This is a genomic window from Klebsiella sp. FDAARGOS_511 (assembly GCF_003812845.1).
GTDB classification, from domain to species: Bacteria; Pseudomonadota; Gammaproteobacteria; order Enterobacterales; family Enterobacteriaceae; genus Klebsiella; species Klebsiella grimontii.
Genome location: NZ_CP033824.1, coordinates 3,052,400 through 3,072,900 on the forward strand (window position 1 = coordinate 3,052,400; position 20,501 = coordinate 3,072,900).

Here is a 20,501-nt window from a genome sequence, read left to right on the forward strand (position 1 = left end):
TGCCGCCTTGATGCAATTCGAATGATTTTGTGTCAGAGCTAGTTTCGGTTACGGGTGACTTTTATCACATCCGGCATGACGCGAATTTTGCGCATAATATTCGCCAGATGCACGCGGTCGCGCGCGGTGAGGCGAATAAAGGCGCTGTAAACGCGGCCATCTTTCTCTTCCGTATTCAGGCTTTGGATATTGGAAGAGGCGGTGTTGATCGCGGCGGTAAGATTCGCCAGGGCACCCTGATGGTTGAACATGTCCACCTTGATTTCGGTGATAAATTCCTGCGCCGTCTCTTTGTCCCACTCGACCGCCATAAATTTCTCCGGCTCTTTCTGATAGCCGCGAATGTTACGACAGGACTCATGGTGGATGACCAGGCCTTTGCCCGGACTAACGTGCGCAATAATCGGGTCGCCGGGGATCGGACGGCAGCATTTGGCAAAGGTGATCAGCACGCCATCCGCGCCTTTAATCGGCAGATGGTTATGGCCGACAGGCGCCGGCTGTACAGGCACGGCGGTAGTTTCACCCTGCTGTAGGTTTTTGGCCACCACGACGCTCATGGCGTTGCCGAGGCCGATTTCGGCCAGCAGATCGTCAAGCGTGGTCAGCTTCATGCGCTCAATTTCACGCTGAATATTCTCTGGCGGAATCTCCGCCAGCTTGCGGCTACCGCCGAGGGCGTGGTTGAGCAGGCGGCGTCCGAGGCTAACGGAATCGTCGCGCTTGAGGTTTTTCAGCAGCTGGCGAATTTTGGCGCGCGCTTTCGAGCTGACGACAAAGTTCAGCCACGCGGCGTTCGGGCGTGCGCCCGGCGCGGTGATGATTTCCACCGTTTGGCCGCTGGAGAGCGACTGCGATAGCGGATAGGGCTGGCGGTCGACGCGCGCGCCGACGCAGGCATGGCCGATATCGGTATGCACCGCGTAGGCGAAGTCCACCGGCGTCGCGCCAGCGGGCAGTTCGACAATGCGCCCTTCCGGGGTGAAAACGTAAATCTCATCCGGGAACAGATCGGATTTCACGCTCTCAATGAATTCAAATGAACTACCGGCGCTCTGCTGAAGCTCCAGCAGGCTCTGCATCCAGCGCTGGGCGCGGATTTGCGCTGTGGTGCTGCTCTCGCCGCCGTGCTCTTTATAAGCCCAGTGCGCCGCAACCCCCATTTCCGCCATCTGGTCCATGTCTTCGGTACGAATTTGTACCTCAACCGGGACGCCGTGCGGGCCGATCATCGAGGTGTGCAAAGATTGATAGCCGTTCGCCTTTGGAATGGCAATGTAGTCTTTGACGCGACCCGGACGCGGCTTGTAAAGGCTGTGCATCTGGCCTAGCACGCGATAGCAGGTGTCAGAATCATGGACAATCACGCGGAAGGCGTAGATATCCATAATCGAGTGAAAACGCTGCTCTTTGAGCACCATCTTGCAGTAGATGGAGTACAAATGCTTTTCACGGCCGCTTACGCGACAGGGAATTCCCGCTTCCTGCAGGCGCCCTTCGATTTCGGAGAGGATCTTTTGAATCATCTCTTTACGGTTACCGCGCGCCGCTTTGACCACCTCTTTAATGACGCGGTAGCGGTTAGGATACAGCGCCTCAAAGCCCAGCTCTTCGAGCTCGGTTTTGATGTGATGAATACCTAAACGGTGCGCCAGAGGGCTGTAGATTTCCAGCGTTTCGCGGGCGATGCGGCGACGCTTATCCGGGCGCAATGAGCCCAGCGTACGCATGTTATGGGTGCGGTCAGCAAGCTTGATAAGGATGACGCGGATATCCTGCACCATCGCCATAATCATTTTGCGAAAGTTTTCGGCCTGGGCCTCTTTTTTGTCGCGAAACTTAAGCTTATCAAGTTTTGACACCCCCTCTACCAGTTCAGCAACGCTTTTACCAAAAAGCTGTTCCATGTCCTGGTAGGTGGCGGGGGTATCTTCTATCACGTCGTGCAGCAGAGCGGCCATCAGCGTTTCGTGGTCGAGTTTCATCTCGGCCAGGATACAGGCTACCGCTACCGGGTGCGTGATATAGGGTTCACCGCTTGAACGTGTCTGGCCCTCGTGAGCGTCACGTGCAACGAGATAAGCCTGCCGAAGACGTTTAATTTGCTCTTCGGGCAGGTAGTTTTGAATCAGCTGATTCAGGCTTTCAAACAGATACAAGGGCGACCCGCAGTGTGATTAACGACGACCTTCAGCAATAGCGGTAACGGCTTGTAATTCAGCGGCTTCCTGCTCTTGCTGTTCCTGGCGCTCACGAACGTCGAGGATCTTATTGTTGATCAAACCCTCTTCGATTTCGCGCAGTGCGATAACGGTAGTTTTATCGTTTTCTTCCGGTACCAGCGGATCCTTTCCGCCTACCTGCATCTGACGAGCGCGACGCGCGGCGACCAGCACCAGGTCAAAACGGTTACCAATTTTCTCTACAGCGTCCTGAACAGTTACGCGTGCCATACTTAAAATGCTCCACAGGTGAAGAAATGACTGGGCATAATACTGAATGTGGGTTCAGTCTGCCAACAGTTTGGTGATTAAAGCGCCATGTCGCTGCTTTTGGCGGCTCATGCGCAGACGTTCGGCGCGAATAATAATTTTCAGATCGCTCAGCGCGGTATCAAAATCATCATTCACAATCAGGTAATCATATTCCGCGTAATGGCTCATTTCTGCAACTGCCTGCGCCATACGTTTCGCGATAACCTCTTCGCTATCCTGACCGCGGCCGCGCAGGCGACGATCAAGCTCATCTTTTGACGGCGGCAGAATAAAAATACTGCGCGCGCCGGGCATTCTGTTGCGGATTTGCTGCGCGCCCTGCCAGTCGATATCAAGGAAGACGTCGACGCCGGTCGCCAGTACCTGCTCGATAGCTTCGCGCGAGGTGCCGTAATAGTTGCCAAAGACTTCTGCATGTTCAAGAAAAGCGTCTCTGCCAATCATCGTTCTGAATTCGTCGTGATTCACAAAGAAATAGTGTTCACCGTGCACTTCACCCGGACGCGGAGCGCGTGTGGTATGCGAAACAGAAACCTGAGAGTCGTACAACGGTTGGGTTTTTAATAAAGCCTGAATCAGGCTGGATTTACCCGCGCCGCTAGGGGCGGAAACAATATAAAGCGTGCCTTGAGCCATGAGTGTCTTTTGTATGTGATGGTCGAAATAGAGCTTACATACGAGCCTATTATACACGGCGGCGCAGCGTGACGCAGTCCCTGTCACACTTTTTGCGTTCTTTCTTTCATTTTGCTTGCTGTTTTCCTGATTTCTCCGTGCGTTGCAGAAACAACGCAGAAAAGCCGGAAGCATGCTCGCAGCGTTAAAAATCCCCTCTCGCCGATGAAAATAAGCCTGCGGCACAATCCCCGGTGAGAAAACAGGAGGGCATCGCGATGCAAAAAGGAGTCTGGGCGCTGGTGCTGTGGATGCTGGTGGGATACGGGCAGGCAGCCTGCCCCGCGTGGCCGCAGGCCAGGGCTGAACAGGAAATCGAACGTCTTGGTCAGCGGATAACTGAATGGAATAACGCCTACTGGCAGCAGGGGAGCAGTACGGTAAGCGATGAAGTCTATGACCAGCTTGCGGCGCGGCTGGCATACTGGCAGCGCTGCTTCGCCAGCGAGACCCCCGCTCGCTTTGTGCTTCCGTCGCTAAGGGGAGATATCAGACATCCGGTAGCGCACACCGGCGTGCGTAAACTGGCGAATCAAGCCGACGTGGCGCGCTGGATGCGCGGCCAGTCCAGCCTGTGGGTACAGCCGAAAGTCGATGGCGTCGCGGTCACGCTCGTATATCGGCAAGGGCGTTTGACGCAGGCGATAAGCCGGGGTAACGGCTTGACCGGAGAAGACTGGACGGCCAGGGTCTTGCAGATCCCCTCCGTTCCTAAAACTTCTGATGGCTTACTCGCGAATAGCGTGTTGCAAGGCGAGCTGTTCCTGCTCCGCGAGGGGCATGTGCAAAAGCGAATGGGCGGCATGAACGCGCGGGCAAAAGTAGCCGGCATGATGATGCGACAGGAGGCGCAAGCGGAGCTTGATAGGCTGGGCATCTTTATCTGGGCGTGGCCAGATGGTCCAGAGGATATGGAACAGCGGCTGGCGCTGCTGCGGCAGGGCGGCTTTCTTTACAGCGCGCTTTTTTCGCATCCTGTCGCGGATGCGCAGCAGGTTGAACGGTGGCGCCAGCGTTGGTTAACTTCACCGCTGCCTTTTGCCACCGATGGCGTTGTGGTGCGGCGGGCGAAAGAGTCCCCCGGGCGTTTCTGGGCGCCGGGTCAGGGCGATTGGGTTATCGCCTGGAAATATCCGCCTGCCTCGCGGGTTATGGAGGTTCGCGGTATCAGCTTCAGCACCGGTCGTAGCGGTAAAATAGCCGTGGTGGCGCTCCTGGAGCCGCAGCTGCTGGACGATAAGCGCGTGCAGCGGGTGAACATCGGCTCGGTATCCCGCTGGCACAATCTGGACATCGGTATTGGCGATCAGCTGCAAATCAGCCTTGCCGGGCAGGGGATACCGCGCATCGATTCGGTCGTCTGGCGCACGGCTCAGCGTAATAAACCCCAGCCACCGGCGGCGCGTTTCAATGCCTTAACCTGCTATTTCGCCACCCCAGAGTGCGCGGAGCAGTTTCTCTCGCGGCTGGTCTGGCTCTCATCCCGATCGGTTCTCGATATTGACGGCGCGGGGGAAACGCTGTGGCGGTCCCTGCATGATGCGCGCGGCATGGAGCATCTCTTCTCATGGCTGGCGTTTACGCCGGAGCGGCTGCAATCCATCCCGGGCATCTCTGCGCTGCGCGGGCAGCGGCTGTGGCATCAGTTCAATCTTGCGCGCGAACGGCCTTTCCTGCGCTGGATACAGGCAATCGGCGTGCCCATACCGAAGACGGCATTTGCCGGGCTGAAGGAGGATGACTGGCGACAGATGCAGGATCGCAACGAAGAGCAGTGGCGACGCCTGCCGGGCATCGGGGAAGAACGGGCGCGGCAGCTGGTGACGTTCTTGCATCATCCGGATGTCGCCGCGCTAGCGAAGTGGCTAAGCGGGCAACACGTTCCGGGATTCTGAAAGCACTAATGTGCGCTATGGTTGTAATTAAACACCGGCAGGCCCAGCTTCCAGCGCAGCGCCAGCATGCGGGCGGTAAAGCCGAACAGCAGGGTGGAGATAACCACCACATCGTGATTGCTGACGTAATGCTGGAGCGCGATATAAAGCACCGCGGCGGCGAATGATACCCCGGCGTACAGCTCTTTCTGGAACACCAGCGGGATGCGCTTGCAGAACATATCGCGCAGCACGCCGCCAAAGACGCCGGTGATCACGGCGGCAATGGAGGCGATGACCGGGCCCTGGCCCATATCCAGCGCGATCTGGGCGCCAATGATAGAAAACACGATCAGGCCGAGCGCATCAAGCACCAGAAACAGACGGCGCAGATGCGGCATCACCGGCGCGGCAATCGTGGTCAGGACCGCGGCGACGGCGACAATAATCACGTATTCAGGGTGCTGCACCCAGCCCAGCGGGTAGTGGCCAAGCAAAATATCGCGCACTGAACCGCCTCCGAGAGCCGTCGCGGTGGCAATAATAATGACGCCAAACGTATCCATACGGCGGCGTCCGGCAGCCAGCGCGCCGGTCATGGCTTCCGCCGTAATCCCAATCAGATAAAGAATATGAAGCAGCATAAATCCCCCACGGTGATGGCGGAAGGTTAACGATTTGTGCTCAGGATCACGATTGAGATTTTCTAAAGTGAATGCGTTTAACCTGATTAAACTAATGCACGATAGGTTTAAATTGGCTGAATTTAACGGTTTATTTGTCATTTATTCATTTTTATTGATTATAAAAAGTAATGTGAAAGCCGTCGATGCGTATCGGTATTGAAAACGCGATGAATACCTGTTGTTTAACTCTCAACCTTTATCCTTTTATTTTCCTCCTTCAAGGCCTGAGAAAATGACTGTAGCAGCTGGCAATAAAAACTATCTCACCCGCCTGATTGCCGTTGTGCTGACGGGGCTGCTTGCCGGTCTATCAGGCATGGTTCTGGCGCTGATTTTACACGCGATTCAGCACCTGGCCTTTGGCTACAGCCCCGGGCAGATCGTGAGCGCGGAGTCATTTTTAGAGGGCGTCACGGATTCATCCTGGCCTCGTCGCATCTCGGCCATTGTGGCGGGGGGAGCCATCGCAGGATTTGGCTGGTGGCTCCTTGGGCGCTATGGGCAGAAGCGAGTCTCAATAGCGTCAGCGGTGGCGAATCCTTCCGTGCCAATGCCTGCGGGTACCACAACGATTCATGCCCTGTTGCAGATTGTCACCGTGGCGCTGGGTTCTCCGCTTGGTCGCGAAGTGGCTCCCCGGGAAATGGGCGCTCTGGGAGCGGGGATGGTGGCGCGTAAGCTGGGGCTGACGGCGGATGAAACCCGAACGCTGGTTGCCTGCGGCGCCGGTGCGGGCCTGGCGGCGGTGTATAACGTCCCGCTGGCCGGTGCGTTATTCAGCCTTGAGGTCATGCTGCTGTCGTTTAGCTGGGAAAAAACGCTGGCGGCGATGATTACCTCGGCGATTGCCGCGTGGACGGCAACGCTCGGGTTAGGCGAGGAATCGCAATACCATTTTGCTTCCGACATCCTGCCGCATTCATTTCTCTGGTGGGCAATTATCGCCGGCCCCATTCTTGGCGCCGGGGCCTGGCTCTTCCGCAAAGCGACCAGCACGGCGCGCTCGCGGGTCCGAAGCAACTGGCAGATGCCGGTTTTCTGTCTACTGGCGTTTTCTCTGCTCGCCGTCCTCAGCCTCTATTTCCCCCAGCTTCCGGGAAACGGTAAAGGACCTATGCAGCTGGCTCTCAACGATGAACTGGGTTTCCCCGGGGCGGCGATGCTGCTGGCGCTAAAAATGGTGGTGATTCTGGCGGTGCTGCGCGGCGGCGCGGAAGGCGGCCTGCTGACGCCGGGGCTTGCGGTCGGCGGCCTGACCAGCCTGCTGCTGTGTATGCTCTGGCAACAGCTGCTTCCCGGCGGAGATTACGGCAGTTTTGCTCTCGTCGGCGCGGCGGCGTTTCTCGCCGCATCCATGCAGATGCCGCTCACAGCGGTCGCGCTGGTGATGGAGTTCACCCACATGGATCACAGCTATCTGGCACCTACGCTGCTGTGCGCCGCAGGGGCATTTTTAACCTGCCGGATATTGGACAAAAACTACGTCTTCTGAAACGCAGCGAAAATAAAAGGCCATGATTTACCATGGCCTTTTGTCTGAGCGTGATGTGGCGGGCGGGGAACCGTTACTCGATGTTGGATCTGAATGTTGAGTATTTGCCTTAATCCCTTGTCATTAGAGGGATTCGATTACTCTGCTTTTTCTGTAAGTACACCCTTAAGTACCCGTGTTTTATCAGCGCTCGTTTTTTCGGCGCGAATGCGGCAGCACTTTAAACCGTGCTTAAAATGGCAGCGCACAATCATTCTTTACTCATTTTCATACCGTTTTCCGCTCATTCTTATGCAGGAAATGAGCATTATTTAACAGAAAATCTCATTTTTCTGGCGGGGCGTTTGTCTTTTTTGTTATGTATATCAATTCATTAAATGAATTTACCCTAAAATAAAATGACTACTGCCACCCCAGAATCGCGGTCATTCCGCTAAATCCCGTACTTTCCCGGATAATCCCGGAATAACTCGCCTTTTAAAAGCCGTTTAAATCGTGCTGTAAACTCCCGGTGCTTTTGGTAAGGCATCGGCCCGCCCGGTGTTCGTTTACTGCGCCTGCGGGCCGCTGGCTCAGTCAGTCCGGGGGGGTATCGTAGGGGGTGCTTTCATACTGCTGGTGGAGTCTGTCCCCCTCCGCGCAGTAGCGAGGCACCTTAACGCCGTGAGCAACACAGACCGGGCAGGCCATCAGGTGACTGATAAACGCATCGCGGGCCATCTGCCATGCGCGGGGTGGCGGGTACATCGGTGGCAGGGGGTGAGATTGGGCGGGGCTTTCAGACTCCGGCCATTCATCGGCCCGTGGTTGCCGTTGTGGTGCGGGAGGCTCCAGCGACTGAATGAAGTGACAAAGCGCGGGCGGAAGGATGAATGGACGTTGCATAAAGTAATTCCTGCATTGTGTCGTAACGGGATGTTTAATGCCGTTTTTACCCGTTAATTGTGGGTTTCTGCCCGGTGATTTCCTGTAATCCCTTTGCTGGTGCGGCCTGCGGGCGCATTGTGCGGCTGGAATGCCCTTCATAAAACGCCTGTCCAGCGCAACAAATACGGCTGTAAGCCTTGCCGTGTCTGGTCTTGCGTGATTTTGCCACCAGAAAAGCGCGTTTTCTGGCTAAAATGCGTACTTTTGCAAACGCGGATAAACCAGCCTGCAAGCCTTGCGGCGTCTGACCTGTGGCTGTTTTTTGTTGTTCCGGCGCTTTCACTGCTTAACACGGTATAATCAGCCTGTAAGCCTTGCTGTATAAGAGATTGTGTTGTTTTCAGCGGGTTATTTCCGCCGTTCTGGCTACCGTGAAAATGCATGGGGACAGCGGGGACAGTGGGGACAACCAGATATGGCGCGGGTTTGAGGCGTCCCCACTCGTTTCTGACTGCGGGGACAGTGGGGACAGGCTGGCTAAAATGCAATCAATGCTGTCCCCACCTGTCCCCACTGTGTCCCCACTTAAAAACGGCTAAAAACACATCTGTAAAAAATATAACTTAATGATTAATTGATTATTTTATTTTTCTGTCCCCGGTGTCCCCACTGTCCCCAGCGGTTTTTCATGTTTCGAAAGTGCCTCACTTTCTGTTTTATGCATCAATACTGCTTAAAATTGCATTCGCGCCAATGGCGTATACGTGGGGGCGGATTGACCCGGCCCGGATACGCTTTGTGTAGCGCCCGGCGTCGCGCTCCACGATGGCACCCACTGCGTCCAGACAGGCAACAACACGCGAGCGGTCATAACCCGGCGCAGCCTCCCCCAGCGTGTCCGGGGCGAAATACAGTACCTTTTCCCCGGCCTCATTCGCCCGCCACCATCCGGCGCGGTTGGGTATGCTGCCATATTCATTAGCCGCCATCCCCTCAAAACGGGCCTCATGGTGCGCGATAAATGAAGCCACGGCGCGGAGTATCTTCACATCCTCCGACTGGCCCCGGCCACGATACGCCGCCCACGATTCAAAGATGGCCCGCACGGCGGCCAGCGCTGCCCCCTGTTTCCACGGCAGAATCCCCGCCGTGATTGCCATTTCTCCCGCCAGCGCACACAGGGTAAAACGCGCAGCGGCGCGGGCTTCCTGCCCGGTACTGACCGGAAATTGCTCACGCAGCCCGGCGAAAACATCCCCCAGCGTCTGGCCGTCGCTGTTATTGCTGGTGCTGCTGGTCTGGCTGCGGGAAATGAGCCAGCGCACAAACTCCGGCCCGGCGTGGCCGTAATGTGTGGAGGCGTTGCCGCGCAGAGTTTCGGCAAACTTCCGGCCAGCGCCCCGGCGCTCCGCTTCATTGTCCGGGTTATGCGCCAGCGCCATGCCGTGGAGAAAATCAAACGCCCCATAGAGTCGTTGCGCCGGAATATCTAACAGGCGCATTTCCTGCCCGGCTTTGATGCGCTGGCCGCTGCTTTCCATGTGCTTACCCACGGTCATTTCCCCGGTGGAAATCAGCATGGTACGCCACACGTTGACCGGGCGAGCCATACCGGACACCTTGCCGCGCTGGCGGCCCGTGCCGTTGCCTAACTGGTAAATCAGCCCGCCGATATCTCTCGCCGGGGCTTCGCCGATTTCGTCCAGAATCAGCGCGGTATCGTTGCGCATGGTTGCCAGCCCTTCTAATCCGGTGCTGGTGGCGTTCCAGTTGCGTTTAAAGCTGCGAGGCTCACCCCATACACTACAGGCCACCAGTGCGGCCACGCTTTTACCACTGGAACTGTCGCCCATGAAATGGAATCCGCCGCTGTCCACGTCCAGCAGCCACAGCAACGGCCCGGCCAGCGCCGCGCATACTGCCATCATCGGTACAGGGTTATCACGGCACAGGGCGGCCACGCCATCGCGCCAGCCCTCCGCCGTGCCTGCGGTGGTGTATTCCTGTGAACCGGCTTCCGTGGACTGAAACACCACATCACCGATGCCAATAATGCCGGATGGCATCACAAACAGCGTGGAGGAATGCCAGCCCGTGGCGGTGGCGGCCAGCGCATGACGTTTCGGGGCGGATTCCATGATGTAATCCGTTAACGCCTGTCGTTGCTTGTGGGGGATAGTTACGCCCATGCGCAGCAGTTCGGCGCGGAGTTCGCCGCCGTCGCCGGATAACATTTCCATAGGGGCCGCCCATTCGCGCCACTCGCCTTTCGGGGTGAGAAAGCGCAGCAACCGGCCGTAGTTTTCCCCTTTGTCGTCGCTGGTCATGGCGATGACTTCCAGTGGGGAGCAAATAAACGTATCGGTATTGGTGGCATCACGCACTCCGTGCCAGTAAAGGCCCGGTTTCAGTATCTGGCCGCCATCCACCTGCACATACTGCGCATGGGTGGCATAGCCCGGACGTGCCGGGCTGACTTTCGGGTATTTGGGGCGGGGCTTTTTGCGCGGCCCCGCGCCTGTGGTTTTTGCTGGCTGGCCGTCAGGCTTCTGGCTCATGTTCTATCGTCCATATCATCAGGTCGTTAAAGTCGGATAGCTCGACGGGCGCACCGGGCGGCCACTCCGGGGATACCACCATACACCCGGCCAGATACGCCGCCTCATTGGCGGCCCGGTCTCCGGGATTGCCTTGTGACGCCCGGTCATCATCCCCGGCAATCACCATCTGAATACCTGAGCCGTAGCGCTCACGCAGCGCCAGCGCCACATGTTTAAGGTTTCCGGCGTTCATGGCGCACACTACGGCCTGAATATCCCAGAATTGCAGCAGGGCGGCCCCGGTGGCCCATCCCTCACATACGTACACGTCATGCGGCGGGGCGTCCGGGTTCATCTGGTCAAAATCCCCCATCACATGGAAAGCGCCCTGCACCTGCCCGTCACGCAAAAACAGCTTGCGCCCGTCCGGGCCGATGGTCTGCACGTTCACCAGTTCGCCGCGCACGTTATGCAGCGGCACCAGCAAATCATTGCCGGACTGATACAGCCCGTGGGGTTGCAGCCGTTTGGCGACCAGATACGGGTGATGAGGGCAGGCCGCCTCCGCATTGCTCAGTAACTCAAAGGCCCGGCAGGCGGTCAGTTTCTGGCGGCGCTGGCGCTGCTGGTGTTCGGCCTGTCTCAGGCGGGCGGCTTCCTGCTCCGCCGCCGCCAGCCGCTCCCGCTGCGCCTTACGCTGCCCGGCGTTCATAACATCGGGCTTACCCAGCGCGGGCAGGCACAGGCCCAGCCTGTCGGCCACGATGCGGGCAGCGTCAGTCTGGCGCACGTTCCACAGGTACGCGCCCAGCGCCACAAGGTCGCCGCCGCCGTCACCCGTGGCGAAATCGTGCCAGCGGCCATCCACCAGAGAAACCGAAAAGCTCCCGGCGTGACGGTCTGCGCGGGTGGGATTGCGGCACGTCCATTCACCACCCTGTCGTTTACCTTCCGGCAGCCATTCCGGCACGAGAATTTCAGCGCTTTGCGTGGCGGCAGCGGCCACGCTGCGAATGGCGTTGATTGTCGCTATGTCAGACATGGCGGCCCCCTCTGAATACCGGGAGTTCCCCGGCTATCTGGCGCTGGCGGTAAACGTCCACCACGTCATACATGCCCCGGATAATCTCGACGGTGAGCGCCAGTGAGGCTCCGATATCACGCAATTTATCCGGTGGTGTATCGGTGGTATCGCGTGATTCTTCCATTGCCTCACCCATGCAGACTAAAAGCGCGGTCATTCTGTCGGCGCAAAGGCCGGCATCCTCAAAAAGGCGTTCAGCCTGCGCGGCGTCGGCGGTTTTCATCGTCTGAATTAGCAGGTCAGGGATTCGGGTATATCCGGCGTTACGCATGGCGCACCCCCTGAGCAGGGACGCGCCCGGCAAAGCACAGCACAAAGCTCCCGGCCAGCAGCCGGCGGGCGGTCAGTTCATCGGGTGCGGTGACGGATTCGCGGTGCGGTTTATCGTTCAGGTCAGAACGGCGCACGGCCAGAAAGTGAAACGTAAATTCAGGGTGTGACGGGGTAGGGGTAGCAACCATAACGGCGGCCTCCTTTTTCATATTTAAGGAGTCACCACCAGAGTTCCTACGCTCACAAAGGGTGGTGACGCTGGCAGGGGTAGGAATACCGGCGAAAAAGGAAACCGGCCAGCCCGAAAGCTGCCCCACCAGCGCCACCATTGATACAGGGCGACTACAAGCCGCTGAATACAGGTGTGCTGATATTGCGACAATAAAAAAGACGCTCGCGGCGTCTGGTGTCGCCTTTTTCAATTCCGGGTTCCTACGCCCGGCTGGTGGATTGACACCAGCGGGATAACTGTAGCGGGCTTTTGTGTTGGCTGCAATACCTGACGGCCAGATTTGGGCGCAAGAGCGCCCCGGCCCGGTATCGGGCCTTTGTGTTGTTCTCATGGCTGGATCCTGCTGGCGGATTAGTGGCTGGTGGTTTTTCGGGATTTAACCCACTCGCGTAGCTCGGCAACGTCAAAGCGGGTTACACCATCAGATAGCCTGTCTGGTTTGGGGAATTTCCCGTTCTTAACCCAGTTCCACAGGGTGGATTCGCTAATCTGGAAATGGCGCATAACCTGCGCGGGGCGCATGTAGCCGGATTCCGGTAGGGTGTCCATGTTTAAAGCCTCTGACAGTGATTAGGAGTTATCAGGAGCCTATGCAGTAAATAGGAAAAATAAAAGGCAACTAAATTTAGTTGCCAATTTTGGATTGGATGTGATTTTCAGATTGTGCGGGCATCTGTTTTAAAATGTGCGTTTAAATGCTCAATCTTCGCTCAATTTATCACTTTTTTGATTTTGCATTTCCGCCCAAAATTTTCCACTCATCCGGTGTTCTGGTGGCATCAGAAAGAATTTTAGCCACTCGCTCAGGGTCTGGCGCTGGTTCATCCTTCCAGAAAAGGTATGAGTGCTTATCAATGCAACCGGCGTGTGATTTAAAGGTCTTGCCCGCCTCTTTGGGGAAATGGTGTGCCACATACAGGGCAGCGGCCAGAATTTTTTCACGCTCCAGCGCAAACCTTTCAATACCGCCGTGTGATTTGGATTGCTCCGGCTGTTCTTCCGGCAGTGTCTGCGCCTGCTGGTGTCCGGGCCGCCTGGCTAGCATTTTGCGCATTACGTCCATATCGGATTCGGTGATGCGTAAATTCTTTTTCTCAGGGGCATTGATGCGGCGTGAGCCGATACCCGGCGTGAAAGTGGCCGCCACCGCCGCGAATGCCGCGTTTGGGGAGAATGCCTGCAATGTGAAAGTGTCCTGCACATGGACGCGGGAAAACTCTCTGTAAGGCACCACCCACAGGCCATACAGCAGAACATCATAAACCAGCATTACCCCTGCGCCGTCTGGCACTGCCCGGCTATGTTTGTGGTCAAAGTAAAACCCGGATTGCGAATATTCGTGATAGAGGCTCGGAAATACCGTAACCAGTTCCTTGCCTTTGTCCATATCGAGAAGGGAAAAAAAACGCTCTTCTTTCTTTGGCTTAAGCAGGTCTATGGGGAAAAAATCATCTTTTGCAGGTGCGGAAATATCAGCAATATTCCAAGGCGTAAGGCGGTTATAACGGGCGTCAACATCTTCATAGCTGGTGGGCTTTACTTTGTCCTTTGGCCCGAAATCCAGAACGATTTGAATTGTGCCTTTAGCCCATTCCGTCATGATTTTCTTTTGCTGGCACCCCAGCATTTCTGCGGCGGTGTCTATCGGGTAAGTCGTTTCATACATAATTAACGTCACCTTTAACGCTGCCTTAAAAGGGCCGGGGCAGGCGGTAAGGCTTCCCGCTTTTCACGCCGTCGCGCTATCCCCGGTTGGTTTCGTTGCTCTTGTGTCAGGCTCGCTTTATAGGGGTTACGTTGTATTCTCCGCCTTGCTCCAGAGCCACCAGCAACCCGGCCCACAACTCCAGCGCGTGGCGACGTTCATCAAAATACTGGTGGCGGTTGTAAATCCCCTCCACTCCCTTAATACGGTGATTAAGGCAGCGTTCGGCTACCACGGGGTCAACCCCCAGAGCGGCTAAATGAGTGCGGCCAGTTCGGCGGAAGTCGTGAATTGTAAAGTTGGGGGTGTCCGGCATTTCGTGACGTACCTTTGCAAGCGCCACGGGCAGAGTGCTTTCCTGAATATGGGGAATCATCCGGTGTTGCATCTTGCGGGCAGGTAATACCCAGCGGCTACCGCCTGAGATGCGGTGTAACTCGCGCAGCCATTCAACCGCTGGTGGGGGTAGCGGTATATCAATCGCATCGCCATTCTTAACCCGTTCGGCGGGAAGGTGCCATATTGCCCCGTCTAAATCGAACTCGGCCCACGGTGCGCCGCACAGTTCCATTTTCCGGCAGCACAGAGCAAGCAAAAGCTTCATAGTTAGTTCATTTTCCCGGCTGAATCCCTTAGCCATGCGCATAGCCTGAAAGAACCGGATAAGTTCATCACGGGTTAACCAGCGTTCACGGCTTTTTTCCTGCCCTCCGGCATCTGCAATCTCAAAAGCTCCGGCAGGGTTGACTTCTAAAGCATGGCGTTTAATGGCGTAATCAAATATGCGACGCGTCCAGCGCAGCACATCGTTAGCCACGGTGGGCGCTCCACGGGCGACAATCTTTTGTAACATGTCGTCAATATGGCGTGGGCGCACGTCTTCGACTTTCAGGCCGCCAATGTTGGGATTGATATCTTTTTCAATGCGGCGGCGCAGAATGTCCGGGTGTTTCCAGCGGTCTAATATCTGGCGTTCAAAATATTCGGCGGCCAAATCAGACACACGCAGCGCGTTTTTTTCTTCCTCAATCCTTTCCAGTGCTTCCGCTTTCCGGGCCTGCTTTTCGCCCGCCACGTCATAACCCAGCGCGACACGGGCGGCCAGTTCTTTAACGGTTGCACGTGCCTTGCTCAATGACAGGTCGGAATATGAGCCGATAAGCATAGCCCGACGCTTACCCGCTATCCGGTAACGGAATCGCCAGAACGGGGCGCTGTAGCTGCTGGGAAAGCAAAGATATAGCCCGCCCCCATCGGCGCGACCATCAAAGTGATCCCCGGCCTTTATCCATGCTCGTATCTGAATATCAGTTAGTTTTGCCATATGCCCGCCTGAACATTGAATAGGGGTGGGTACTTAAACTGGAACGTGAATCACCCTGTAAGTACCCACTTAAGTACCCGTTTTTTGCTGGCTTGTCTCGGAGTATATAGGAGCGCATAGGAGTAAAAAAGCCCCGATTGATGGGGCTTGATGGTTTTTGCGTGGAGTGTCTCGGAGTGGATGAAAGGTTATTCCACGTTTTGGATCTGCTCGCGCATTTGTTCGATCAGCACTTTCAGCTCAATGGCGGAGTTCGTCACTTCGGCATTGATTGATTTAGACGCCAGGGTGTTCGACTCGCGGTTGAACTCTTGCATCATAAAGTCGAGACGGCGACCGACTGCTTCTTTCTTCTTCAGGATATTCCACGTTTCTTTCACGTGTGCTTCCAGACGATCCAGCTCTTCGGCGACGTCTATACGCTGCGCCATCAGCACCAGCTCCTGCTCGAGGCGGTTGTTTTCCAGCTGCACTTCCGCATCTTCCAGCTTGGCAACCAGACGCTCGCGTTGCCACTGTAAAATTTCCGGCATATGGGCGCGCACTTTAGCCACTTCGGCCGTCACGCCGTCGAGACGCTGTTCGATCAGCGCTTTCAGCGCCTGGCCTTCGGTTTCGCGGGCGACGATAAAGTCATCCAGCGCGCCGTTTAACGCGCCCAGGATTTCGGCGGCAATGGCGTCCAGATCCTGCTCATGAGCTGACATTACGCCCGGCCAGCGCAGAATATCGACTGGATTGATTTCGCCTTCGTCGCTCTGCATTTTGACCCAGTTGGCGGCGTTAACCAGCTGCTTTGCCAGTTTCTCGTTGAGGATCAGCTCGCCCTGCGCGCTCGGGTCCTGCTCAAAACGCAGGGTACATTCGACTTTACCGCGGGTCAGACGGGAACGAATACGTTCACGCACCACGGGCTCCAGGCTACGGAACTGCTCCGGCAGGCGGAAGTAGGTTTCCAGATATCGTTGGTTTACCGAGCGCAGTTCCCACGCGGCGCTACCCCATTCACCCTTGATTTCACGCCGGGCGTAGGCGGTCATACTGCGGATCATAGACGTTCCTGTTTTTAAAGGAGAGTGGGGTGGATTATAGCTTTCGAGGCCTTATCAGGATAGGAATAAGCGCGCATTATCCGTATAATGCGCAGCCACATTCGTTTCAAGCCGGAGAACACCATGCGTCCAGCAGGCCGTAGCGCTAATCAAGTGCGCCCAGTAACCCTGACCCGTAACTACACAAAACACGCAGAAGGCTCCGTGCTGGTCGAATTTGGTGACACGAAAGTATTGTGCACCGCTTCTATTGATGAAGGCGTGCCGCGCTTTCTGAAAGGCCAGGGCCAGGGGTGGATCACCGCTGAATACGGCATGCTGCCGCGTTCTACCCACACGCGTAACGCGCGTGAAGCCGCAAAAGGTAAGCAGGGCGGACGCACCATGGAAATCCAGCGCCTGATCGCGCGTGCGCTGCGCGCTGCAGTTGACCTGAAAGCGCTGGGTGAGTTCACCATCACGCTGGACTGCGACGTGCTGCAGGCAGACGGCGGCACCCGTACCGCGTCTATCACCGGAGCCTGCGTGGCGCTGGCCGATGCGCTGAATAAGCTGGTCGCGGCCGGTAAGCTGAAAACCAACCCGATGAAGGGAATGGTGGCGGCGGTCTCCGTGGGTATCGTGAATGGCGAAGCGATTTGCGATCTGGAATACGTTGAAGATTCCGCGGCGGAAACCGATATGAACGTGGTGATGACCGAAGATGGCCGCATCATTGAGGTGCAGGGTACGGCGGAAGGCGAGCCGTTCACCCATGAAGAACTCCTCACCCTGCTGGCATTGGCCCGGGGGGGTATCGAATCCATTGTCACGACGCAGAAAGCGGCGTTGCAAAACTAGTTTTTAAGGCGACTGAGAAGTCGCCTTTTTTTTGTCCGTAGAAAAGTAAGATGAGGAGCGAATCCATGAAACCGTATCAGCGCCAGTTTATTGAGTTTGCGCTTAACAAGCAGGTACTTAAGTTTGGCGAATTTACGCTGAAATCCGGGCGCAAGAGCCCCTATTTCTTCAACGCCGGCCTGTTTAATACCGGGCGCGATCTGGCTCTGTTAGGCCGTTTTTATGCCGAAGCGCTGGTGGATTCCGGGATTGATTTTGACCTGCTGTTTGGCCCGGCCTATAAAGGCATTCCGATTGCCACGACCACGGCGGTCGCGCTGGCGGAACACCATGACCGCGATCTGCCTTACTGCTTTAACCGCAAAGAGGCGAAGACTCACGGCGAGGGTGGAAACCTGGTGGGGAGCGCGCTGCAGGGCCGCGTGATGCTGGTGGATGATGTGATTACCGCAGGCACCGCGATTCGGGAATCGATGGAAATTATTCAGGCCAACGGTGCTGAGCTGGCCGGCGTACTGATCTCTCTGGATCGTCAGGAACGCGGACGCGGCGAAATCTCCGCGATTCAGGAAGTTGAGCGCGACTACGGCTGTAAAGTGATTTCCATCGTGACGCTGAAAGACCTGATTAGCTATCTGGAAGAGAAGCCGGAAATGGCTGAACACCTGGCGTCCGTTCGCGCCTATCGCGAAGCGTACGGCGTATAAACCGCAGCCCGGCAGGCGCCGGGCTGATTCAAGCCGCTACGCTGAGAGCTGCAGGATATCAACGCGGATCACGTTCCTGTGGGAAGAGATGCAGCCTTTCTGGCTGCATAGAGACAGGCGATAATTACTTCAGCTGGGCGGCGACCAGCGGCCAGCGGGCGTCAAAATCGTCCGTCGGGCGATATTTAAATTCGCTGCGCACAAAGCGCGACAGCATCCCTTCGCAGAAGGCCAATAGCTGGCTGGCCAGCAGGGCCTCATCGACGGTAAAGCCTTCGCCTTCGCGCATTTTCTTTTCCCGCATCACCTGACGCAGCTGAACTTCAATACGCTCGAACAGCTGATTGATACGGCCCTGAAGCCGGTCCTGTTCAAACATCAGCGCATGGCCGGTCAGAATTCGTGTCAGCCCAGGATTACGCTCGCCAAACCCAAGAATCAACAGAACAATCAGCCGCAGGCGCGCTGAAGTGTCTTTTTCATCTTTTAAAATCAAATTGATGCGCGTAATCAGGCTGTCTTCAATAAATTCAATCAGGCTATCAAACATGCGGGTCTTGCTCGGGAAATGCCGATACAGAGCCGCTTCGGATACGCCAACGGACGCCGCCAGTTTCGCTGTGGTAATGCGCTGACTTCCATCGCTGGATTCAAGCATTAGCGCCAGAGATTGAAGTATTTCTTCGCGACGATTCCTTTTCGCAGTTTGTTTTTCTGCCATGTTTTAAAATACCCCTGAAAAAAAGCACTTGTCAGGCAGGCACCCACAAAGCGACCGCAAGCTGTGGCCTGCGGTGATGTTATTGCATTAGTGCGCTTTGCGATGCTGGTTCCACTTCATCCTTCAGGCTGCCTTTTTGCCGGCGACGCCCCGAAAGGTTTTTGTCTAACGCCGGGCTTATTGACGCCCTGAGTGGCCGAAGCCGCCTTCGCCGCGATCGGTGGCGTCAAAATCTTCCACCAGGTTAAATTCCGCCTGCACAACAGGCACAAACACCATTTGCGCGATGCGCTCGCCGGGTTCGATGATGAAGCTCTGCTGGCTGCGGTTCCAGACGGAAACCATCAGCTGGCCCTGATAGTCAGAATCAATCAGACCGACCAGGTTACCCAGTACGACACCGTGCTTATGGCCCAGCCCGGAGCGTGGGAGAATGACCGCGGCCAGAGAAGGATCGGCAATATGAATCGCCAGTCCGGTTGGCACGAGGGTGGTTGCGCCGGGAGCCAGCTCTACGGCGTCATCGAGACAGGCTCGCAGGTCAAGTCCGGCGGAGCCGGAGGTGGCATAGGTCGGCAGCGGAAATTGCTGACCAACGCGCGGGTCCAGAATCTTAACGTCGATTTTTTTCATCATAACGGGTAACGATCTCGTCGAGTAATAATTGGCCCAGGAGTTCCTTGCGCTCAAGTGGTAAGCGCTTATCTCCCTCCTGCCAGAAAAGGTGTAATGCATTGCTGTCGCTGTTAAATCCTTGATTTGGCTGTGAAACATCATTTGCGCAAATCAGATCAAGATTTTTGCGGGCTCGCTTTTGCCGTGCGTATTCTTCCACATTATTTGTTTCGGCGGCAAACCCAACGACGTAAGGGCGGTTGGCCTTAAGCGCAGCGACCCCTGCGACGATATCCGGATTTTTCACCATTTTCAGGGTTAATTCATCACCTTGTTTTTTAAATTTTTCTTCGGCGATGGCGACCGCGCGGTAGTCGGCGACTGCCGCACAGCCAATAAAAATCTGCTGTTGAGACGCGCTGTTTTGCACCGCGGCTTCCATTTCCAGCGCGGTGGTGACATCAATTCTGTGTACAAACGGCGGCGTAGGCAGCGAAACCGGGCCGCTCACCAGCGTGACGTTCGCCCCGCGGCGCGCGGCGGCGGCGGCAATCGCGAAGCCCATCTTACCAGAACTGTGGTTGGTGATATAACGCACCGGATCCAGCGGCTCCCGGGTGGGGCCCGCGGTAATCATGATGTTCAGATGTTGCAAATCTTTGACAGGAGAGAAATGCTGCGCGGCCATATCCACAATGGTCAGCGGGTCGAGCATCCGCCCTGGGCCAATATCGCCGCAGGCCTGGCTGCCGCTGTCCGGGCCCCAGACCAGCAGGCCGCGTGCGGCGATGACGCCAAGATTATGCTGGGTGGCGGCGGCGCGATACATCTGCTGGTTCATGGCGGGCAAGACGGCGACCGGCGACGGCGTAGCGAGACAGATCGTCGAGACGAGATCGTTGGCCATGCCTGCCGCGATGCGGGCGATTAAGTCGGCGGTGGCGGGGGCAAGAATGACCAGGTCAGCCCATTTCCCCAGCTCAATATGGCCCATTGCCGCTTCGGCGGCCGGGTCGAGCAGGCTGTCGGATACCGGATAACCGGATACCGCCTGTAAACTTAACGGCGTAATAAAGGCTTTTGCGGCTTCCGTCATGGCGACGCGGACATCCGCGCCGCGGTCACGCAGGCGGCGCACCAGTTCCGGCGTTTTATAGGCGGCAATGCCGCCGCTCACGCCAAGAACGATCTTTTTACCAGCCAGACTCATCATGATTTTTTCCTGTTGCGGTACACCAGAATTCGCGCATCTTATCACAATCCTCACGGCATCGTGTGCCTGGTAGAGATTCACTTTGCGAGGCACCACGCAGGGACAA

General features: G+C 56.5%; 21 protein-coding genes and 1 pseudogene. 4 read left to right on the plus strand and 18 right to left on the minus strand.

The window, feature by feature from the left end; translation table 11 throughout:
- Positions 1-38: 38 nt before the first annotated feature.
- From spoT to gmk, 3 genes are read right to left on the minus strand one after another with little or no spacing between them, the layout of a single operon-like run.
- A complete protein-coding gene (gene spoT, locus EGY08_RS15650) occupies positions 39-2,159 on the minus strand; it encodes a bifunctional GTP diphosphokinase/guanosine-3',5'-bis pyrophosphate 3'-pyrophosphohydrolase (RefSeq protein WP_004126679.1) in 2,121 nt (706 codons plus the stop codon).
- A gap of 18 nt (positions 2,160-2,177) precedes the next feature.
- Entirely contained in the window at positions 2,178-2,453 is a 276-nt protein-coding gene (gene rpoZ, locus EGY08_RS15655; protein ID WP_004106927.1) for a DNA-directed RNA polymerase subunit omega, read from the minus strand.
- 54 nt (positions 2,454-2,507) lie between these two features.
- On the minus strand, positions 2,508-3,131 hold the full coding sequence (gene gmk, locus EGY08_RS15660; RefSeq protein ID WP_004126677.1) for a guanylate kinase: 624 nt from the start codon (positions 3,129-3,131) through the stop codon (positions 2,508-2,510).
- Between the two features lie 257 nt (positions 3,132-3,388).
- Between gmk and ligB the strand changes: the two genes are divergently transcribed.
- Positions 3,389-5,065, plus strand: a complete 1,677-nt coding sequence (ligB, locus tag EGY08_RS15670; RefSeq protein WP_123828648.1) for an NAD-dependent DNA ligase LigB — start codon at positions 3,389-3,391, stop codon at positions 5,063-5,065.
- 5 nt (positions 5,066-5,070) lie between these two features.
- On the opposite strand, the gene EGY08_RS15675 is transcribed toward ligB, so the two are convergent.
- On the minus strand, positions 5,071-5,688 hold the full coding sequence (locus EGY08_RS15675; protein ID WP_004126674.1) for a trimeric intracellular cation channel family protein: 618 nt from the start codon (positions 5,686-5,688) through the stop codon (positions 5,071-5,073).
- A gap of 274 nt (positions 5,689-5,962) precedes the next feature.
- On the opposite strand from EGY08_RS15675, the gene EGY08_RS15680 reads away from it, so the two are divergent.
- Entirely contained in the window at positions 5,963-7,222 is a 1,260-nt protein-coding gene (locus EGY08_RS15680) for a chloride channel protein (protein WP_123828649.1), read from the plus strand.
- 576 nt (positions 7,223-7,798) lie between these two features.
- Here the strand turns inward: EGY08_RS15680 and EGY08_RS31085 are convergent.
- From EGY08_RS31085 to EGY08_RS15730, 11 genes and pseudogenes are all read right to left on the minus strand, one after another.
- Entirely contained in the window at positions 7,799-8,107 is a 309-nt protein-coding gene (locus EGY08_RS31085) for a hypothetical protein (RefSeq protein WP_228712754.1), read from the minus strand.
- 46 nt (positions 8,108-8,153) lie between these two features.
- Positions 8,154-8,432, minus strand: coding sequence for a hypothetical protein (locus EGY08_RS15690; RefSeq protein WP_123828650.1), 279 nt, complete (start codon positions 8,430-8,432; stop codon positions 8,154-8,156).
- A 373-nt stretch (positions 8,433-8,805) separates the two neighbouring features.
- Complete coding sequence (locus EGY08_RS15695) at positions 8,806-10,647, minus strand: DUF927 domain-containing protein (RefSeq protein ID WP_123828651.1); 1,842 nt, start codon at positions 10,645-10,647, stop codon at positions 8,806-8,808.
- Positions 10,631-11,671 (minus strand): toprim domain-containing protein, encoded by a 1,041-nt coding sequence (locus EGY08_RS15700; RefSeq protein ID WP_123828652.1) that lies wholly within the window; start codon positions 11,669-11,671, stop codon positions 10,631-10,633. The genes EGY08_RS15695 and EGY08_RS15700 overlap by 17 nt, the downstream gene beginning before the upstream one ends.
- Positions 11,664-11,984, minus strand: coding sequence for a hypothetical protein (locus tag EGY08_RS15705; RefSeq protein ID WP_123828653.1), 321 nt, complete (start codon positions 11,982-11,984; stop codon positions 11,664-11,666). Before EGY08_RS15705 ends, EGY08_RS15700 begins: the two co-directional genes overlap by 8 nt.
- Positions 11,977-12,174 (minus strand): host cell division inhibitor Icd-like protein, encoded by a 198-nt coding sequence (locus tag EGY08_RS31255; protein ID WP_249415744.1) that lies wholly within the window; start codon positions 12,172-12,174, stop codon positions 11,977-11,979. Before EGY08_RS31255 ends, EGY08_RS15705 begins: the two co-directional genes overlap by 8 nt.
- A 24-nt stretch (positions 12,175-12,198) precedes the next feature.
- Positions 12,199-12,549 (minus strand): annotated as a pseudogene (locus EGY08_RS31260) (ash family protein); the annotation flags it as partial.
- A 20-nt stretch (positions 12,550-12,569) separates the two neighbouring features.
- Positions 12,570-12,767 carry a helix-turn-helix transcriptional regulator gene (locus tag EGY08_RS15715; RefSeq protein WP_117055029.1) on the minus strand — a complete coding sequence of 66 codons (198 nt, stop codon included), beginning with the start codon at positions 12,765-12,767 and terminating at the stop codon, positions 12,570-12,572.
- A 169-nt stretch (positions 12,768-12,936) separates the two neighbouring features.
- On the minus strand, positions 12,937-13,884 hold the full coding sequence (locus EGY08_RS15720) for a hypothetical protein (RefSeq protein ID WP_123828655.1): 948 nt from the start codon (positions 13,882-13,884) through the stop codon (positions 12,937-12,939).
- Positions 13,885-13,990: 106 nt separating this feature from the next.
- The gene (locus EGY08_RS15725) at positions 13,991-15,247 is read right to left on the minus strand and encodes a tyrosine-type recombinase/integrase (RefSeq protein WP_123828656.1); all 1,257 of its coding nucleotides are present in this window, start codon (positions 15,245-15,247) and stop codon (positions 13,991-13,993) included.
- A gap of 188 nt (positions 15,248-15,435) precedes the next feature.
- Positions 15,436-16,299, minus strand: a complete 864-nt coding sequence (locus EGY08_RS15730) for a YicC/YloC family endoribonuclease (RefSeq protein WP_123828657.1) — start codon at positions 16,297-16,299, stop codon at positions 15,436-15,438.
- Between the two features lie 123 nt (positions 16,300-16,422).
- On the opposite strand from EGY08_RS15730, the gene rph reads away from it, so the two are divergent.
- Together rph and pyrE are read left to right on the plus strand one after the other, a co-directional pair.
- Positions 16,423-17,139: a ribonuclease PH gene (gene rph / locus EGY08_RS15735; protein ID WP_004106921.1), complete on the plus strand. Its 717-nt coding sequence runs from the start codon at positions 16,423-16,425 to the stop codon at positions 17,137-17,139.
- Between the two features lie 65 nt (positions 17,140-17,204).
- Positions 17,205-17,846: an orotate phosphoribosyltransferase gene (gene pyrE, locus EGY08_RS15740; protein WP_004126666.1), complete on the plus strand. Its 642-nt coding sequence runs from the start codon at positions 17,205-17,207 to the stop codon at positions 17,844-17,846.
- A gap of 124 nt (positions 17,847-17,970) precedes the next feature.
- Here the strand turns inward: pyrE and slmA are convergent, their stop codons facing one another.
- The 3 genes from slmA to coaBC form a co-directional block, all read right to left on the minus strand.
- Complete coding sequence (gene slmA / locus EGY08_RS15745; RefSeq protein WP_004137709.1) at positions 17,971-18,567, minus strand: nucleoid occlusion factor SlmA; 597 nt, start codon at positions 18,565-18,567, stop codon at positions 17,971-17,973.
- Positions 18,568-18,744: 177 nt separating this feature from the next.
- On the minus strand, positions 18,745-19,203 hold the full coding sequence (dut, locus tag EGY08_RS15750) for a dUTP diphosphatase (protein ID WP_004126662.1): 459 nt from the start codon (positions 19,201-19,203) through the stop codon (positions 18,745-18,747).
- The gene (coaBC, locus tag EGY08_RS15755; RefSeq protein ID WP_123829433.1) at positions 19,181-20,392 is read right to left on the minus strand and encodes a bifunctional phosphopantothenoylcysteine decarboxylase/phosphopantothenate--cysteine ligase CoaBC; all 1,212 of its coding nucleotides are present in this window, start codon (positions 20,390-20,392) and stop codon (positions 19,181-19,183) included. Before coaBC ends, dut begins: the two co-directional genes overlap by 23 nt.
- Positions 20,393-20,501 lie beyond the last annotated feature (109 nt).

Excerpts from the sequence above, each read along its gene's own strand:
- rpoZ (WP_004106927.1), bottom strand. The coding sequence starts at position 2,453 with ATGGCACGCGTAACTGTTCAGGACGCTGTAGAGAAAATTGGTAACCGT.
- gmk (WP_004126677.1), bottom strand. The coding sequence starts at position 3,131 with ATGGCTCAAGGCACGCTTTATATTGTTTCCGCCCCTAGCGGCGCGGGT.
- ligB (WP_123828648.1), top strand. The coding sequence starts at position 3,389 with ATGCAAAAAGGAGTCTGGGCGCTGGTGCTGTGGATGCTGGTGGGATAC.
- EGY08_RS15675 (WP_004126674.1), bottom strand. The coding sequence starts at position 5,688 with ATGCTGCTTCATATTCTTTATCTGATTGGGATTACGGCGGAAGCCATG.
- EGY08_RS15680 (WP_123828649.1), top strand. The coding sequence starts at position 5,963 with ATGACTGTAGCAGCTGGCAATAAAAACTATCTCACCCGCCTGATTGCC.
- EGY08_RS31085 (WP_228712754.1), bottom strand. The coding sequence starts at position 8,107 with ATGCAACGTCCATTCATCCTTCCGCCCGCGCTTTGTCACTTCATTCAG.
- EGY08_RS15695 (WP_123828651.1), bottom strand. The coding sequence starts at position 10,647 with ATGAGCCAGAAGCCTGACGGCCAGCCAGCAAAAACCACAGGCGCGGGG.
- EGY08_RS15700 (WP_123828652.1), bottom strand. The coding sequence starts at position 11,671 with ATGTCTGACATAGCGACAATCAACGCCATTCGCAGCGTGGCCGCTGCC.
- EGY08_RS15705 (WP_123828653.1), bottom strand. The coding sequence starts at position 11,984 with ATGCGTAACGCCGGATATACCCGAATCCCTGACCTGCTAATTCAGACG.
- EGY08_RS31255 (WP_249415744.1), bottom strand. The coding sequence starts at position 12,174 with ATGGTTGCTACCCCTACCCCGTCACACCCTGAATTTACGTTTCACTTT.
- EGY08_RS15715 (WP_117055029.1), bottom strand. The coding sequence starts at position 12,767 with ATGGACACCCTACCGGAATCCGGCTACATGCGCCCCGCGCAGGTTATG.
- EGY08_RS15720 (WP_123828655.1), bottom strand. The coding sequence starts at position 13,884 with ATGTATGAAACGACTTACCCGATAGACACCGCCGCAGAAATGCTGGGG.
- EGY08_RS15725 (WP_123828656.1), bottom strand. The coding sequence starts at position 15,247 with ATGGCAAAACTAACTGATATTCAGATACGAGCATGGATAAAGGCCGGG.
- EGY08_RS15730 (WP_123828657.1), bottom strand. The coding sequence starts at position 16,299 with ATGATCCGCAGTATGACCGCCTACGCCCGGCGTGAAATCAAGGGTGAA.
- rph (WP_004106921.1), top strand. The coding sequence starts at position 16,423 with ATGCGTCCAGCAGGCCGTAGCGCTAATCAAGTGCGCCCAGTAACCCTG.
- pyrE (WP_004126666.1), top strand. The coding sequence starts at position 17,205 with ATGAAACCGTATCAGCGCCAGTTTATTGAGTTTGCGCTTAACAAGCAG.
- slmA (WP_004137709.1), bottom strand. The coding sequence starts at position 18,567 with ATGGCAGAAAAACAAACTGCGAAAAGGAATCGTCGCGAAGAAATACTT.
- dut (WP_004126662.1), bottom strand. The coding sequence starts at position 19,203 with ATGATGAAAAAAATCGACGTTAAGATTCTGGACCCGCGCGTTGGTCAG.
- coaBC (WP_123829433.1), bottom strand. The coding sequence starts at position 20,392 with ATGAGTCTGGCTGGTAAAAAGATCGTTCTTGGCGTGAGCGGCGGCATT.